Origin of the sequence: Allofournierella sp. CML151, assembly GCF_027853465.1 — a bacterium.
In the GTDB taxonomy this organism is placed as follows: domain Bacteria; phylum Bacillota; class Clostridia; order Oscillospirales; family Ruminococcaceae; genus Allofournierella.
In genome coordinates, this window is sequence record NZ_JAPNNW010000007.1 from 130,855 (window position 1) to 147,286 (window position 16,432).

15 protein-coding genes are annotated in these 16,432 nt (G+C 60.1%); 2 read left to right on the forward strand and 13 right to left on the reverse strand.

Translation table 11 applies throughout. The features are described 5' to 3' along the window. Window positions 1-2: 2 nt before the first annotated feature. The 8 genes from uvrC to ylxM all read right to left on the reverse strand — a co-directional run bounded on the left by uvrC (window position 3) and on the right by ylxM (window position 6,204). Window positions 3-1,835 (reverse strand): excinuclease ABC subunit UvrC, encoded by a 1,833-nt coding sequence (uvrC, locus tag PH256_RS07315; RefSeq protein ID WP_270913587.1) that lies wholly within the window; start codon window positions 1,833-1,835, stop codon window positions 3-5. Between the two features lie 129 nt (window positions 1,836-1,964). Further along, window positions 1,965-2,228: an HPr family phosphocarrier protein gene (locus PH256_RS07320; RefSeq protein WP_058965751.1), complete on the reverse strand. Its 264-nt coding sequence runs from the start codon at window positions 2,226-2,228 to the stop codon at window positions 1,965-1,967. Between the two features lie 206 nt (window positions 2,229-2,434). Next, the gene (trmD, locus tag PH256_RS07325) at window positions 2,435-3,163 is read right to left on the reverse strand and encodes a tRNA (guanosine(37)-N1)-methyltransferase TrmD (protein ID WP_242956101.1); all 729 of its coding nucleotides are present in this window, start codon (window positions 3,161-3,163) and stop codon (window positions 2,435-2,437) included. Continuing rightward, window positions 3,160-3,690: a ribosome maturation factor RimM gene (gene rimM, locus PH256_RS07330; protein ID WP_270913588.1), complete on the reverse strand. Its 531-nt coding sequence runs from the start codon at window positions 3,688-3,690 to the stop codon at window positions 3,160-3,162. The genes trmD and rimM overlap by 4 nt, the downstream gene beginning before the upstream one ends. 176 nt (window positions 3,691-3,866) lie before the next feature. Further along, window positions 3,867-4,100, reverse strand: a complete 234-nt coding sequence (locus PH256_RS07335) for a KH domain-containing protein (RefSeq protein ID WP_058965745.1) — start codon at window positions 4,098-4,100, stop codon at window positions 3,867-3,869. Between the two features lie 24 nt (window positions 4,101-4,124). Beyond that, window positions 4,125-4,367: a 30S ribosomal protein S16 gene (gene rpsP / locus PH256_RS07340; RefSeq protein ID WP_058965743.1), complete on the reverse strand. Its 243-nt coding sequence runs from the start codon at window positions 4,365-4,367 to the stop codon at window positions 4,125-4,127. 120 nt (window positions 4,368-4,487) lie between these two features. Further along, window positions 4,488-5,810 carry a signal recognition particle protein gene (gene ffh / locus PH256_RS07345; RefSeq protein ID WP_058965741.1) on the reverse strand — a complete coding sequence of 441 codons (1,323 nt, stop codon included), beginning with the start codon at window positions 5,808-5,810 and terminating at the stop codon, window positions 4,488-4,490. Window positions 5,811-5,838: 28 nt separating this feature from the next. Then, window positions 5,839-6,204, reverse strand: coding sequence for a YlxM family DNA-binding protein (gene ylxM, locus PH256_RS07350; protein ID WP_087180393.1), 366 nt, complete (start codon window positions 6,202-6,204; stop codon window positions 5,839-5,841). A gap of 288 nt (window positions 6,205-6,492) precedes the next feature. On the opposite strand from ylxM, the gene PH256_RS07355 reads away from it, so the two are divergent. Then, window positions 6,493-7,401, forward strand: a complete 909-nt coding sequence (locus tag PH256_RS07355) for a pyridoxal-phosphate dependent enzyme (protein ID WP_087183544.1) — start codon at window positions 6,493-6,495, stop codon at window positions 7,399-7,401. 39 nt (window positions 7,402-7,440) lie between these two features. Then, on the forward strand, window positions 7,441-7,944 hold the full coding sequence (greA, locus tag PH256_RS07360; RefSeq protein ID WP_270913589.1) for a transcription elongation factor GreA: 504 nt from the start codon (window positions 7,441-7,443) through the stop codon (window positions 7,942-7,944). A gap of 82 nt (window positions 7,945-8,026) precedes the next feature. Here greA and PH256_RS07365 read toward each other — a convergent pair whose 3' ends face one another. From PH256_RS07365 to PH256_RS07385, 5 genes are all read right to left on the reverse strand, one after another. Then, window positions 8,027-10,639 (reverse strand): cation-translocating P-type ATPase, encoded by a 2,613-nt coding sequence (locus PH256_RS07365; RefSeq protein WP_270913590.1) that lies wholly within the window; start codon window positions 10,637-10,639, stop codon window positions 8,027-8,029. Window positions 10,640-10,877: 238 nt separating this feature from the next. Beyond that, entirely contained in the window at window positions 10,878-11,393 is a 516-nt protein-coding gene (locus tag PH256_RS07370; RefSeq protein ID WP_270913591.1) for an ATP-binding protein, read from the reverse strand. 251 nt (window positions 11,394-11,644) lie between these two features. Then, window positions 11,645-13,468 (reverse strand): ABC transporter ATP-binding protein, encoded by a 1,824-nt coding sequence (locus tag PH256_RS07375; RefSeq protein ID WP_270913592.1) that lies wholly within the window; start codon window positions 13,466-13,468, stop codon window positions 11,645-11,647. Further along, window positions 13,468-15,681 carry an ABC transporter ATP-binding protein gene (locus PH256_RS07380; protein ID WP_270913593.1) on the reverse strand — a complete coding sequence of 738 codons (2,214 nt, stop codon included), beginning with the start codon at window positions 15,679-15,681 and terminating at the stop codon, window positions 13,468-13,470. Before PH256_RS07380 ends, PH256_RS07375 begins: the two co-directional genes overlap by 1 nt. Window positions 15,682-15,763: 82 nt before the next feature. After that, a complete protein-coding gene (locus PH256_RS07385) occupies window positions 15,764-16,285 on the reverse strand; it encodes a MarR family winged helix-turn-helix transcriptional regulator (protein ID WP_270913594.1) in 522 nt (173 codons plus the stop codon). Between the last annotated feature and the right edge of the window lie 147 nt (window positions 16,286-16,432).

Genomic DNA, 16,432 nt, shown 5'->3' on the forward strand with positions numbered 1-16,432 from the left:
AATCAATCCTCCGTTCGGGGGTGAAAATAGTCGTAGATGGTTTGGGCGGCCTTCCGGCCCACACCCTTGGCGTTGGTCAGCTCGTCCACACCGGCCTCTCGCACCGCTCCCACCGACTTGAAGTGGGCCAGTAGCGCCTTGGCGGTGGCAGGCCCCACGCCAGGGATAGCGGTCAGACTGGAAGCATAGGACTTCTTCTTCTGGTTCTGGCGCTGGTAGGCAATCGAGAACCGGTGCACCTCGTCCTGAATGGAGGAAATGAAGGTGAAGATGTTCCGATGCATACTGATGGCAATTTCGCCGCCGTCCGCGGTCACGATGGCCCGGGTGCGGTGGTGGTCGTCCTTCACCATGCCGAACAGCGGCACCGCCGCCAGAGCGGTGCCCGCCAGCGCCGCCTTCACCGCGCTCACCTGCCCCTTGCCGCCGTCCAGCAAGATCACGCTGGGCAGCACCGAGAACTGGCCCACCGTGCCCTTTTCGTATTCGGCGGCCCGGCGGCTCAGCGCCTCAGCCATGCTGGCAAAGTCGTCGGTGCCCGCCACGGTGCGCATCTTGAAGCGCCGGTAGCCGCTTTTCTTGGGGCGGCCGTTTTCAAACACCACCATACCGCAGACGCTGGTACCCTCGCCCCAGTTGGAGATATCGTAGCTTTCAATCACCGCGGGCGGCTCGGGCAGACCCAGCACGGCGGCTGCCTCGTCCAACAGGCGCTGATTCCGGTCGGTGCGGCCACTCTCCCGGGCCAGGCGCTCCACCGCGTTGGTGTAGGCCATGCTCACCAGCTTGGCGGTGTCGCCCCGCTGGGGCACATACAGCTGCACCTTGGTACCCCTGGTCTCCTCCAGCAACTGGGTCAGGGCCTCGTGGCTCTCGGGCAGCACGTCCACCGCGATGACCTTGGGAATCTCCTCCCCATCCAGATAATAGCGGGGCAGAAACTCCTCCCGCAAAGCGTCCAGGTCAGCGGTGCCCCGGAATAAAAACTCCCGCTTGTCGGTCAGGCGGCCGGTGCGGTAGCGCAGGATGGCAGCGCAGCTGTTTTGACCCGCTCCGGCGAAGGCGATCACATCCATCTGGGTGCTCTCGTCCACCACCACCTTCTGCCCGGCCGACACCTTTTTGATGGCGGCAATCTGATCCCGCAGCAGGGCGGCCTGTTCGAAGTCCAGCCGCTCGGCGGCCTCCTCCATGCGCTGCTCCAGCGTCTTCACAATGTCCTTTTTGCCGTAGCGGATCAGGCGGATGGCTCCCTGTACTGCCTGGTTGTAGGTCTCCCTGCTGATTTTACCACTGCACAGAGCCATGCACTTGCCGATGTGGGCGTTCAGACAGGGACGGCCCTTGCCGATCTCCTGGGGAAAGCGCCGGTTGCACCGGGGCAGCAGGAAGGCGTCCTGGGCGGTCTCCACCATCTGACGCACCGCAAAGCTGCTGGTGAAGGGGCCGATGTATTCCGCCCCATCCTCCTCCTTCTGCAGCGCCGCCGAGATGCGGGGGTATTCCTCTTTGGTGATCTTCACATAGCTGTAGCCCTTGTCGTCCTTCAGAAGGATGTTGTACTTGGGGGTGTGGGCCTTGATCTGGCTGGCCTCCAGCACCAGAGCCTCAAACTCGCTCTGGCAGACGATCACATCGAAGTTGAAGGCATGCTCGATCATCTGGGTGACCTTTGCATCGTGGGGGACGCCCTCACGGAAATACTGACTCACCCGGGTGCGCAGCCGCTTTGCTTTGCCGATATAGATGATCTCGTCCCGCTTGTCCCGGATGATATAGACCCCCGGCAGCAGGGGCAGCATCTTCGCTTTTTCATGCAGTTCAGCCTTGGTCATGGGGGTCCTCCTTCTGTGACCGCCGGGTTTTGCGCGGCCTGTATCCTCAGTATGCCCCACTTGAGGAGCAAAAGCAGAAAAAGGGCGGGTTTTCAAAAACCCGCCCTTTGATTTATAAAAGCAAAGAAATTACTCGGCGAAACCGGAGTTTACCAGCTTTACCAGGCCTTCCACGGCAGCCTGCTCGTCGGCGCCGTCAGCGATGATGCGGATGGTGGTGCCGCCCACGATGCCCAGGCTCAGAACGCCCAGCAGGCTCTTGGCATTCACGCGGCGCTCTTCCTTCTCGACCCAGATGGAAGACTTGTACTCGTTGGCCTTCTGGATGAAGAAGGTAGCGGGACGGGCATGCAGGCCGACTTTGTTCTCAACGGTAACTTCTTTAACAAACATGATTCATTCGCTCCTATTTCTAAAATTAGATGGGCTTCTGTTTGTTATAATAGCCCATTCTTACCCGATTGTACAGTACATTTGTGCAATTTTGTCAGTTTCCCGAATCCAGAAAATGCCGGAAACGTTTCTTTGTGCAAATCAACCACTAAGTTTTCAACAATCTCATAAGAAATCCCGAAAGTTTTCAACCTTATTGGTAATAATTACTTTTTGTGGTTCTGATTATGCTCATTTTGGTACGCTTCGTACAAATCCGGACGCCGGATGCGGGTGCGCTCCAGGCTTTGCTCACGCCGCCATTTGTCTATATTGCCATGATGGCCGCTGAGCAAGATCTCTGGAACTTTTTTGCCCCGCCACTCCTCCGGGCGGGTGTACTGGGGGTACTCCAGCAGGCCGTTCCAGTGGCTTTCGTCCTGGTAACCCTCCGGCTGAGAAAGCACGCCGGGCTGCAGGCGCAGCACACTGTCTGCCACCACCAGCGCCGCAAGTTCACCGCCGGTGAGCACATAGTCGCCGATGCTGATTTCCTCGTCCGCCAGCTCCTCGATCACCCGCTCGTCCATGCCTTCGTAATGGCCGCAAACCAGAAGAAGGCTGTCGTACTGGGCAAGCCGCTTGGCGGTCTCCTCGGAAAAGCGCTGGCCAGCCGCGGTCATAAATATAATATGCGGCCGCTGGCGGCCCTGTTCCTCCACCTGGCGGATGATATCCTGGCAGCAGTCATAGATGGGCTGGGCATTCATCACCATGCCGCAGCCGCCGCCGTAGGGATAGTCGTCCACCTGCTTCTGCCGGTTCAGGGTGTAGTCCCGAATCTGATGGCAGTGGGTCTCGATATAGCCTCGCTTTGCGGCCCGGCCCAGGATGCTCTCATCCAGCACCCGCTGGCACATCTCCGGGAACAGGGTCGCCACATCCACACGCATCATACCTGGTCACCATTTTCCGCTTCGCTGAACATGCCCGGAATGGGGCTGACCAGCACCTTGCGGTCCTCAATGCAGATCTTCACCAGGAAGGGTTTGACCGCCGGGAACAGGGCGGTGGAGCCGTCCGGGCAGGAAACGGTGTAGATGTCCTGGGCGCCGGGGTGGCTGACCTGGGCAATCTCACCGTAGTCCCGGCCGTTCTCGGCATCGATCAGATGGCAGCCCAGCAGATCGGCCTGGAAATAATGGCCCTTGGGCAGCTTTGCATCCGCCCGGTCGATATAGAACACCTGGCCCACCAGCGCGCGGGCCGCGTCCATGTCGTTCACACCTTCAAAGGTGACCAGCGCCATGTTCTTATGGGCCCGCACCTTGGTTACGGCGATGGGCGCCTGGCCCTGCGGGCCCCGGTACAGCCGCTTGAACCGGCCCAGAAAGGCCGCGTCGTCGCACCAGAGCTCCACCTTCACTTCGCCTGCCACCCCGTGGGTGGTCACAGCCTTGCAGATTTCCAGATACTGCTGCATCTTGTTTCTCTCCTTTTGTGTGGGGCAGGGCCGCTTCGCCCGCCCGGTGACAAGGGCAAGCCGCATTCCCGCGCAATAACGCGCAAACGCTGCGAGGTTGCCCAGGCAAAAAAGCAGGGCCCCTTGCACAGCAGCTGGCAAGGGGCCCTGTTTGTGTGGTTTTGTTCTCCCGAAGGTCAGTCGATCTCTACCATGACCTTTTCGCCCTTGCGAACGGCGGCAGCCCGCATTACAACGCGGATGGCCTTGGCGATGCGGCCCTGTTTGCCGATCACCCGGCCCATGTCGTTCTCAGCCACGCTCAGGTGGTAAACGATGGTGCCGTCCTCACGGGGGGCGTCCACGGTAACGGACACAGCGTCCTTATCGTCGACCAGGCCCCGGGCAACTGCCAGCAACAGCTCCTGCATAGGGTTGCCCTCCCTTTAGACTGATTACAGGATCTCGTTCTTCTTCAGCAGCTCACGAACGGTATCGGTGGGCTGAGCGCCGTTGGCGATCCACTTCTTGGCCTTCTCGGCGTCGATGTTCACAACGCTGGGCTCCTTGGTGGGATCGTAGTAGCCGATCTCCTCGATGAAGCGGCCGTCACGGGGGAAGCGGCTGTCAGCAACAACAACGCGGTAGAAGGGAGCTTTCTTGGCGCCCATGCGGCGCAGACGGATCTTAACTGCCATAGTGGTAAACCTCCTGATGTTTGGGGCCCCGGTGTGGGGCGATTGTGATTGTTATATTGTATCAAACCCGCCCTTTTGGGGCTGCGGGTCATACCTTGGAAAACGGCGCGTTTTTCGCGCTTACATGCCGCGCAGGCGGCGGCCAAAGGCCTTGGGGTTCTTTTTCATCTGCTTCATCATCTTCTGCATCATCTCAAACTGGCGAAGCAGCTTGTTCACCTCTTCCACGCTGGTGCCGCTGCCGGCGGCGATGCGGCGCTTGCGCTTGGGGTTGATGATGCTGGGCTTTTCCCGCTCGGCGGGGGTCATGCTGTGGATGATGGCCTCGATGTGGACAAACACCTTTTCATCGATGTCATCCGGGTTGATTTTGTTGCCGCCGGGAAGCATGGAGACCAGCGACGCAACGCCGCCCATCTTTTTCATCTGGGCCAGCTGGTCCAGCATGTCGTTCATATCGAACTTGTTCTCCATCATCCGCTTGGCGGTCTCGGCGGCCTTCTTCTCATCCTGCAGGTCCTGCGCCTTCTCGATGAGGGTGAGCACGTCGCCCATGCCCAGGATTCGGCTGGCCATGCGGGCCGGGTGGAAGACCTCCAGATCGTCCAGCTTTTCGCCGGTGCCCTGGAACTTGATGGGCTTGCCGGTGACGGCCTTGACGCTGAGCGCGGCACCGCCGCGGGTATCGCCGTCGGTCTTGGTGAGGATGATGCCATCCACCGCCACGGCCTCGTTGAAGGCCTTGGCCACGTTCACCGCGTCCTGACCGGCCATGGCGTCCACCACCAGCAGAACCTCGTCCACCTCAACGGCTTCCTTGATGCGGCCCAGCTCGTCCATGAGCTCCTGGTCAACATGCAGGCGGCCGGCGGTATCCAGAATCACAATGTCGTTGCCGTAATCCTTCGCGTGAGCGATGGCCTTTTTGGCGATGATCTCGGGCTTTTCGGTGCCCATGGTGAACACCGGAACACCCGCCTGCTTGCCCACCACCTGCAGCTGATCAATGGCCGCGGGGCGGTAGATATCACAGGCCACCAGCAGCGGGCGGTGGCCCTGCTTGAGGAACCACTTGCCCAGCTTGGCAGCGTGGGTGGTTTTACCATTACCCTGCAGACCGCAGAGCATGAGCACCGTGGGAGGCTTGGACTTGATGTGGATGCGCGCAGCCTCGTTGCCGCCCATGAGCTCGGTGAGGGATTCGTTTACAATCTTGATGACCTGCTGGGCGGGGGTCAGGCTTTCCATGACCTCCTGGCCCATGGCCCGCTCGGTGACCCCGGCGATGAAGTCCTTGGCCACCTTGTAGTTTACGTCGGCCTCCAGCAGAGCGGTGCGAACCTCACGCATGGCGGCCTTAATGTCCGCCTCGGTGAGCTTGCCCTTGCCCCGCAGCCGTTTGAACACGCCCGAAAGCCGTTCGGAAAGAGATTCAAAGGCCATGTCGTTGTCCTTTCGTTGTGTGTGCCGGTTATTCGCTGATCTGCCCGATGATCTCGAGCATCTTGCGGGCGGAGTCGTCAATGCGCTTGCTCGGCGTGTAGCCGTTGGCGTTCTCGAACTGAATCTCCCGTGCCAGGCTTTCCAGCTGGGCGATGCCCTGCTGCACAGCCCGGTAGCGCTTTGCGAAGCCTACCTTTTCCTCCAGCTCCAGGATGATCCCCTCGCCCCGCTTGATGGAGTCCCGCACGCCCTGGCGGGTGATGCCAAAGTTATCGGCAATCTCTGCCAGCGACAGATCGTCGTTGTAGTACTGCTCCATCACGTCGCGCTGCTTTTCGGTGAGCACGTCGCCGTAGAAATCCAGCAACAGTGAAATCTCAAGATTTTTTGCCACCGAAAACGCCTCCTTGCCGGGGTGCCGGTCCCTGTAAAGTGTTTCACCTTTTCGTAAAGCGTTTTGCTTTACAGTTTGCTATTATAACAGAGGCCGCGCAGCGCTGTCAAGGGGGAAATGGCGCAAAAAACGTTCTTTTTCTTCCCCTTCTTTCCCGGGCATGACTTTGGCCGCGGAACGTGCTACAATAAGGGCAGAAAGCGGCAGTTTCCGAACCGCCATTCCCCGTCCTGTTTTTGCTTTCCTATATAATATATAATACATAATTAAGAAAGGCAGGCGTTCACGATGACCGGAATCAACGAGACCTATTACCAGCAGCTCACCCGCTGCCCCGTGGTGGCCCTTGGCGGCTATGCCGCAAAGCACAGCCTTCCCGGCAAGCTGTACGCCTGCCTGCTGTTCGACGGCCCCACCGGCACCGGCAAGGACGCGCTGGCCACCGCCATGATCCGCCTGGCTGCCCAGCGGGGTGAATTGACGGAGGGTCAACCCATTATTGAAACCGGCTGCGGGGCCTTTGCGGCGGCGCTGGCCATTGCCGCCGGGCGCAGCGGACATCCGCTGACCCTGGTGGTGCCTCCCGCGCTGGAGCCGGAGCGGGAGCGGTTTCTGCAAGGGCTGGGCGCCCGGCTCCGCCCTTGCTACGAGCGTCCCTCCGGGCAGGAGGGCATGGACATCCTGGCCCGCCGCATGGCCGAGGAACAGGGCGCTTACTACATGAACTACTTAGCCAGCGAGGACAACCCGGAATACCACCGGCGCATCACCGGCCCCGCCATTTTGAAGGCCACCGAGGGCGGCAATCTGATCGACACGATTGTGGCCGGGGTGGGCAGCGGAGGCACCGTGACTGGTGTGGGCGAATATGTGAAGGCCTGGACCAATCATATCCGTATGGCCGCGGTGGAGCCCTACGAGTGCCAGGCCATCGGCGGCGGATTTCTGGCCCCCCACGGCATCCCCAACATCGGCTTCGGCTTCGTGCCGGAGAACTATAATCCCTATGTGGTGGATCTGGTAACGGCGGTGACCACCGGCGAGGCGGTGCAGGCTGCCCGCGAGGTGCTGCTCACCGACGGCATCCCCGCCGGGCCCAGCGCCGGAGCCACCCTGTACGCCGCCCGCACCCTGCTGGAAAAGGGCAAAAGCAAGAGCGCTTTGTGCATCTTCCAGAGCCGCCAGGTCTACGCCTGAGCGCTCTGAGCGAACACACCGAAAAAGAGGACTGATTGCATGTACGACGAACTCACCGAAGTGGACATTAAAAAAATGCAGGAGGAGATTGAACACCGCATCCTGGTAGTGCGGCCGCAGTGCCTGGAGGACGTAAAGATTGCCCGCTCCTACGGAGATCTGAGCGAGAACTTTGAATACAAGGAGGCCAAGCGCCAGAAAAACCGCAACGAGAGCCGCATTCGCTATCTGCAGCGGATGATCAAGACCGCCAAGGTAGTCAAATCCGACCACGCCGAAGGCTCGGTGGGCCTGTTCGACAAGATCACCCTGTACTTTCCCGAGGATGAGGAAGAGATGGTGGTCAAGCTGGTGACCACTCTGCGGGTCAACGCAGACAGCGGCCTCATCAGCCGGGAATCCCCGCTGGGCCGGGCTATCTTCGGTAAAAAGGCAGGCGAAACCGTACAGGTGGAAGTTCGCCCCGGCGTGAGCTATCCGGTGACCATCCGCGCCATTGAGCCCAGCGACGATGACGCCTCCCTGCCCATCAGCCAGTATTAATAAAAACGACCAAAAAAGCCGCCGCCCTTCCCAAAATCAGGAAGAGCGGCGGCCATTTTATTTCAAAGTGTTCCGATCCGAATCACTTGCCCCGGATCACGCGGCCCAGCTGGATCAGCAGGGTGGGCGCGAAGGCCAGACCCAGGATCTGCAGATACTGCACGCCGTTCAGCGCGGTGACCGAGAACAGGCCCTCCAGCACCGGGATGGTGAGCACAGCCGCCAGCAGCACCACGCCGCCGGCAAAGGCCATCAGCGAATACTTGTTGCTGCCAAGACCCAGCTTGAAGATGGACTCGGTGCCGCGGCAGTTGAAGCCGTGGAACAGGCGGGCCAGGGTCAGGGTGGCGAAGGCCATGGTGCTGGCCATGGCAGCGCCGCCGGCGGACAGGCCCAGATAGAAGGCGGTCATGGAGGCAATGGCGATCAGCGCGCCCTGCCACAGAATCTTGAACATGAGGGGCTTATCCAGGATGGAGGCCTTGGGGTCGCGGGGCTTCTGGTCCAGCAGACCCTTGCGGGCGGGCTCCATGCCCAGAGCAATGGCAGGCAGGCTGTCGGTAAGCAGGTTGATGAACAGCAGATGCACCGGCTGGAAGGGCACGGGCAGAGCCATCAGTGAAGCGTACAGCACCGCCAGAATACCGGCCATATTGCCGGACAGCAGGAACTGAATGGCGTTCTTGATGTTGGTGTACACGCCGCGGCCGTTCACCACAGCCTTCACGATGGTGGCAAAGTTATCATCCGCCAGAATCATGGCGGCGGCGTCCTTGCTTACCTCGGTGCCGGTGATGCCCATGGCCACGCCCACATCCGCCTTCTTCAGAGCGGGGGCGTCGTTCACGCCGTCACCGGTCATGGCGGCGATGCAGCCCCGGCGCTGCCAGGCGGAGACGATGCGGATCTTATGCTCGGGAGACACACGGGCGTAAACCGAGATGTGGGGCAGCTTTTCGTCCAGCTCGTCGTCGGTCATGGCGTCCAGCTCCACGCCCTCCAGGGCAATGTCGCCTTCCTCAAAAATGCCGATCTGCTTGGCAATGGCAGTGGCGGTGACCTTGTGGTCGCCGGTGATCATTACGGTGCGGATGCCGCCGCGCTTGGCGTCGGCCACAGCCTGCTTGCTCTCCTCACGAGGCGGGTCAATCATGGACACCAGGCCCACGAAGGTGAAGCCGTTCTCGTCCTCCAGGGTCAGCTCCCGCTCCGCATCCATCTCGCGGCAGGCGAAGGCCAGAACGCGCAGGCCGTTTTCGGAAAATTCCTCGTTGGCCCGGGCGATGGCGGCACGCATCTCATCGGTCAGAGGCACCACGCCCTTGGCGGTGAGCAGCTTCTCGGAACGGGCCAGCAGCACGTCCATGGCGCCCTTGGTGAGCAACATGGGTTTGCCGTTCACCCGGTGCAGGGTGCTCATCAGCTTGCGGTCGGAATCAAAGGCCAGCTCGCCCAGACGGGGGAACTGACTGCGTACACTGTTTGCATCGGTCTGGTGCATGCCGCCCCAGTTTACCAGGGCGATCTCGGTGGGGTCGCCCACCGAAGCGCCGCTGGCCACATCCACGGTGGCGTCGCTGGCCAGCAGGCCGATCTTCATCAGCAGCTCCTGGGCCGGGTCGCTCATGTCGGCATCCTTCGCCTCCACCAGCTTGCCGTCCGCCCAGATCTTCTGCACGGTCATCTTGTTCTGGGTCAGGGTACCGGTCTTATCCGAGCAGATCACCTGTACCGAGCCCAGGCTTTCCACCGCCTTGAGTTCCTTGATGATGGCGTTCTGACGGGCCATTTTCTGGGTGCCCATGGCCAGCACGATGGTCACGATGCTGCTCAGGGCCTCGGGGATGGCGGCAACCGCCAGAGCCACGGCAAAGAGCAGGGAGTCCAGCAGGCCCATGCCGCTGCGGAACAGCGACAGACAGAACACCAGAGCGCAGATGGCCAGGATGGCTGCGGCCAGCTTGCCAGAGAAATCATCCAGACTCTTCTGCAGGGGAGTTTTGCGCTGCTGGGTCTGATTCATCAGCTCAGCAATGTGGCCCAGCTCGGTGTTCATGCCGGTACCGGTAACCAGCATCACTGCACGGCCATAGGTGACCAGCGAACCGGAGAACACCATGTTCTTCTGATCGCCCAGCGCGGTCTTGCCCGCAGGCAGCGCGTCAGCGGTTTTTTCCACCGCCTCGGACTCACCGGTCAGCGAGCTTTCGTTCACCTTCAGGGAGTAGCACTCCAGCAGACGGCCGTCGGCAACCACCAGGTCGCCCGCCTCCAGGTACACGATGTCGCCGGGCACCACCTGGGGACCGGCCACCTCCTGGCGCACGCCATCCCGCAGAACCTTGGCCACCGGAGCGGACATGGCCTTCAGGCTTTCCAGGCTTTTTTCCGCTTTCAGATACTGTACGGTGCCCAGCACCGCGTTCATGATGAGCACCGCGAAGATGACCAGGGTACTCTCCACATTACCGGACACCATGGAGATCACCGCCGCCACGGCCAGAATAAAGACCAGCAGATCCTTAAACTGCTCCAGGAAGATCACCAGCGGGCTTTTCTTTTTTCCTTCCGCCAGCTGGTTGGGGCCGTGCTCCTCCAACCGCCGGGCGGCCTCCTGAGCAGTCAGGCCGTCTGCGGTGGCCTTCACCTGCTCCAAGGCCTGAGGAACGGTTTTGTCAAAATAAGTTTGTTCCATACGTTCATTCTCCTTTTTCCTAGTTTGCCCGTTTCGCCCGGCGGGAAGTCTTTTTCCGCAAAAGAAAAAAGACTTCCCGACAGCACGCGCAAAGCGTTGCTGTCGAAAAGTCTTGTTACCGACTCGTTAAGAAGCGGCGCACCCTGCCAGGCCCTTTTGAGGCCGTGATGTTGACAAGGCGGCTTGCAACTACTCCCTTTTCAACTTGGGTTAACTATACCACGGCAGGCAGGCCCCGTCAAGTGATTTTTGCAGGATTTTCATTTTTTTCATATTTTGGTCCGTTTTCCCGTGTATCGCTTTCCACCCGCTCCTGCCAGGAAATACGCTGAATCTCGTGGAAGCCCTCCTCCTGCTTCGGCTCCACCAGCCGGGGCTGCATAAGGGCGATGGCAAAAAAGGGCACATGCCGCTGGCGGCAGGCATCATTCCGGATAGCCTGCATCACACCGGTGTCGATCCACACCGCCACGCAGCGCACTCCCTCCGGCACCGCCCGCAGCACCCTCCGCCGTGCCCGGCGGGACAGATGCACCGAGTCCACCACCACGTCTCTGCCCTGTTCCAGAGCGGCGCGCATGCGCTGGTTCATGATCCGGTGCACCCGGTGGTACCCCTTCAGAGTGAGCTCCTTACCGAACAGCTCCATGCGGATACCGTCGGACCCGATGTATTCCGCCCCGGCCAGCCGGGTTTTCGCCCAGGTGGTCTTGCCTGCGCCGGAAATTCCCACCATCAGATACATTGTGGCCATTGCTCTGCCTCCTTTCCGTTCGGCCCGCTCCCGGCCCGGCAATAAAAAAAGACCTTTCGGCACAGCAAACACTGTGCCGAAAAGTCTTGTTACCGCGCTGTGAGCAAACCGGCCCGCTTCGCCAGGCATTTTGCCGTGATGTTGACGAAGCGGCTTGCAACTACTCCCTTTTCAACTGGTTTAACTATACCAGTTTTTTGGTGGCAGGGTCAACGGTTTTCACAGAGTTTTTATTCTTTGCCCGCTCCGGCTTATTCTTCGCCGTTCGCGAACTGGCTGTTGTACAGATTTGCGTAGAAGCCGCCCTTGGCAAGCAGCTCATTGTGGTTGCCGGTCTCCACGATATCGCCGTCCTTCATCACCAGGATCATATCCGCATCCCGGATGGTGGACAGGCGGTGGGCAATGATAAAGCTGGTGCGGCCCTTGGTCAACTCGTCCATGGCCTTCTGAATGGCCAGCTCGGTGCGGGTATCCACGCTGGAGGTGGCTTCGTCCAGAATCAGAATCTTGGGGTCCGAGATGATGGTGCGGGCGATGGTGAGCAGCTGCTTCTGGCCCTGGCTGATATTGCTGGCATCCTCGTTCAGGACGGTGTCGTAACCCTGAGGCAGGGTGCGCACGAAATGGTCCACCTGAGCGGCTTTGGCGGCGGCCAGCACATCTTCATCGGAGGCATCCAGCCGGCCGAAGCGAATATTCTCCCGAATGGTGTCGTTGTACAGCCAGGTGTCCTGCAGCACCATACCAAAGGCGCTGCGCATATCGCCCCGCTCAAACTGGCGCACATCGTAGCCATCCAGCAGAATGGCGCCGTCGCTCACATCGTAGAAGCGCATGAGCAGCTTGACCATGGTGGTCTTGCCCGCACCGGTGGGGCCGACGATGGCCACCTTGGTGCCCGGCTGCACAATGGCGGAGAAATCGTTGATGATGGTCTTCTCCGGCACATAGCCGAAGTGTACATGAGCAAAGTAGACCGAACCATTGATCTCGCTGCTGGGTACCGGTTCCTTGGTGTCCGGCACTTCCTCCGGCTCCTCCAGGAACAGGAACACACGCTCGGCAGCCGCGGCGGTCATCTGCAGCTGGTTGGAAATATTTGCCAGCTGGGTAATGGGCTGGGTAAACTGGCGCACATACTGGGTGAAGGCCTGGATATCACCAACGGTGATGGTGCCGTTCAGCGACAGGAAGCCGCCCAGCACACAGATGGCCACATAGCCCAGGTTGCTCACAAAATTCATCAGAGGCATCATCATGCCGCTCAGGAACTGGCTCTTCCAGGCGCTCTGGTACAGCTTCTCGTTCAGGCCGTTGAAGGTCTCGATGCTCTCTTCCTGGCCGTTGAAGGCGGTGACCACCACATGGGCGCCGTACATCTCTTCCACATGGCCGTTCACATGGCCCAGGTACTCCTGCTGGCGGCGGAAGAACTTCTGGCTGTGACGCACCACGTTCATCACAATCACCAGGCACACCGGCAGAATGCAGATGGCAATCAGGGTCATCAGCGGGCTGATGGAAAGCATCATGCACAGCACGCCCACGATCATGGTCAGCTGAGTGACCACCTGGGAAAGGCTCTGGTTCAGGGTCTGGGTGACCATATCCACATCGTTGGTGATGCGGCTGAGCACCTCACCGTGGGGCACCCGGTCAAAATAGGACATGGGCAGCCGGTCGATCTTCTGGCTGATATCGGTGCGCATGGCGTAGCTCACCTTGGTGGCGATGCCGGCCATTACCCAGCCCTGCACGTAAGACAGCATCGCACTGAGCACATACAAACCGGCCAGGAACAGCAGAATCTGGCCGATGGCCCCGAAGTCGATGCCGCCGGTGCCGGTGAGCATGGCAATTACGCCTTCAAACAGCTTGGTGGTTGCCTGACCCAGGATCTTGGGTCCGAAGATGGAGAACACCGTGCCGCCCACAGCGCACAGCAGCGCCAGCACAATGCTGGGCAGGTAGCGCCGCATGTAGGCCAGCAGCTTTTTCATGGTGCCCTTGAAGTCCTTGGCTTTTTCGCCCACGGCCATTGCGCCGGGGCCGTGTCTCATCGGTCCTGCCATTATGCCAATTCCTCCTTTGAAAGCTGACTTTCCGCGATCTCGCGGTAGGTCTCGCAGTTTTTCAGCAGCTCCTCATGGGTGCCCTTGCCCACCACGCGGCCTTCATCCAGCACAAGGATCTGGTCCGCATGCATAATGGTGGACACACGCTGCGCCACGATGAACACCGTGGACTCTTTGGTGTAGCCCTTCAGCGCCGCGCGCAGCTTGGCGTCGGTCTTGAAGTCCAGGGCGGAGAAGGTGTCGTCGAAGATATAAATGGGAGCCTGCTTCACCAGCGCACGGGCAATGGAAAGCCGCTGGCGCTGGCCGCCGGATACGTTGGTACCTCCCTGGCTGATGGCGGTATCCATGCCATTCTCCAGCGTTTCAATAAACTCGGTAGCCTGAGCGATGTCCGCACTTTCCTTCAGCAGCTCATCCGGAGCGTCTGCCCGGCCATAGCGCAGGTTGGTGGCCACAGTGCCGCTGAACAGCAGGCCCTTCTGGGGCACATAGCCGATGGCCTCGCGCAGATCCTTCTGGCGCAGCTGGCGCACGTCCACGCCGTCCACGGTGATGCTGCCCTCGGTGGCATCGTAAAAGCGGGGAATCAGATTCACCAGGGTGGATTTGCCGGAACCGGTGGCGCCGATGAAGGCCACCGTCTCGCCCGGGCGGGCAGTGAAGCTCACATGCTCCAGCACGTTGGCATCCGCGCCCTCGTACCGGAAGGAAACATCCTTGAACTCCACAACGCCCTTTACCGGGTGGTTCATCTCGGTGGGCTGAGCGGGGTCGGCCACGGTGCTCTCACAGGTGAGTACCTCGTTGATACGCTCGGCGGATACCGAGGCACGGGGCACCATGATGAACATCATGCTGATGAACAAGAAACTCATGATCACCTGCATGGCGTACTGGATGAAGGCCATCATATCGCCCACCTGCAGATTGCTGGCGGCGATCTGCTTGCCGCCGAACCAGACGATCAGCAGCGACAGACCGTTCATCACCAGCATCATGAAGGGCATCATGGTAGCCATTGCCCGGTTCACAAACAGAGTATTGCCGGTCAGGTCCTTGTTGGCCTTTTCAAACCGGTTCTGCATGAAGGGCTGGTTGGAGAAGGCGCGCACCACCATCAGGCCGCTCAGCTCCTCCCGGCTCACCAGGTTCAGCCGGTCAATCAGGGTCTGCATCTTCTTGAAGCGGGGCATGGCCACTACAAACAGGGTGAGAATTAAACCCAGCATCACGATCAGGGCCAGGGCCAGCACCCAGGCCAGATTCAGGCACTTGGACAGGCCCATGATCAGGCCGCCAATGCCCATAATGGGAGCAAAGCACATCATGCGCAGGCCGATGCTCAAAAAGTTCTGCACCTGGGTGATATCGTTGGTGGACCGGGTGATCAGGCTGGCGCCGGAGAACTGGTCCATCTCGTTGTTGTTGAAGTAGCTTACCTTGCGGAACACATCCCGCCGCAGATCGCGGCCCACGCCCGCGCCCAGGCGCGCCATGCAGAAGCCTGCCGAAATGGCGCACACAGTGAGCAGGATGGCAAGGCCCGCCATGCGCAGGCCCACCTTCAGGATGTAAGAGGTCTGGATGGCATCGGTGTCCGCACCCAGTTGGGTGTAAAAGCTCTTGGTCAGCACCACGCCGGTCTGCTCCAGCATGCTTTCGGGAGTCACTGCCGCGGTGGCGATGGCCTCATTCAGCTGCTCATCCAGCGCGCCGCTCTGCAGCATGGCGGTAAGCTGGGCCATGGCGCCGGCATCCAGTGTGCCGCTGGCCTGCTCCTCGGTTTCGGTGGAGGAATCGGCAGGGGCCAGCTCCTCCATCATGTTCACCAGGGCATAGGCTGCCCGGTTGAAGGCATCGTTCACACCATTCTCCGGGTCGGCGGCCAGCGCCAGATCCTCATCCCCTGCATTGGGGTAGGTCTCTTTCAGCTTGTCTGCGTCCTCCCGTTCGCCCAGAGGCTGGTAGGCCGCATCCACCAGAGCCCTGTCCTCCTCGGACATGAACATCTGCATCATAGCCATGGCATCACTGTCAATGACCTCAGGCGCCGCCTGGGTGATGCCGCCCTGCTGCAGGCCCACGTTCACGATGTCGCTCATGTAGTTGGGCAGCGTCAGTTCCAGCATTGCCTGGCCGAACAGCAGCGCCACACCCACAAGCAACAGGCCCAGATAGGGCTTTAAATATCGCTTCAGTTTCAGCATACTCGTTTCTCCTTACTGCCAGCGCCGTCCGCAAGCGGGCGGCAGCTGTTAAATTTGCTTTGTTTGACCGGCCGCACCGGGTTCAGGGTGAGCCGAACTCCTCCTCCATGGCATCCGCCAGGTAGTTGAAGGCTTCAATCACCTGGGCGGGGGTTCGTTCGCCCTGCCGCTCCAAGCGGGTCATCATCCGCTCCAGCCGCCGGAACATATCCCGGCAGTTTTCCTGCAGCAGCGCATTGCCCTGCTCAGTGAGGGCAATCCACATCGTGCGCCGGTCGCTCTCATCCGGTGTGCGGCACACATACCCCAGCTCCTCCAAACGCCGGATACGCTGGCTCACCGCTGGCATGCTCTGATTCATCGCCTTCGCCAAAGCCGACAACGTCATTGGCTCGTAGGGGTCCGTGTGCGGGCAACTCCCGCCGAGCACATCGGCCCCCTTGTTGTGCAGCGTCATCAGGGTGAAAAACTGCGATTTATTCAGTGTTTCGCTGGGGCTGGCGTTTTTCCAGGCCCGCCGGATGCGGTCCATGGCGCGCAGCATCTGCAGCGCGTTGCTGTTCTCCATTTCCTTCATCTTCTCCCCCTTCTCGACTGACTTCATCAGTTGTTATCTATATTAATTATGTTACCTAAGTATTTTATTCATCTTTTGCTTCCTTGTCAATATATCCAATCCCATTTCATACTATTTTTACATTTTGCCGGTTTTCAGGCAAAAAACGCCCCGATTCCGAAGAATCGAGGCGTT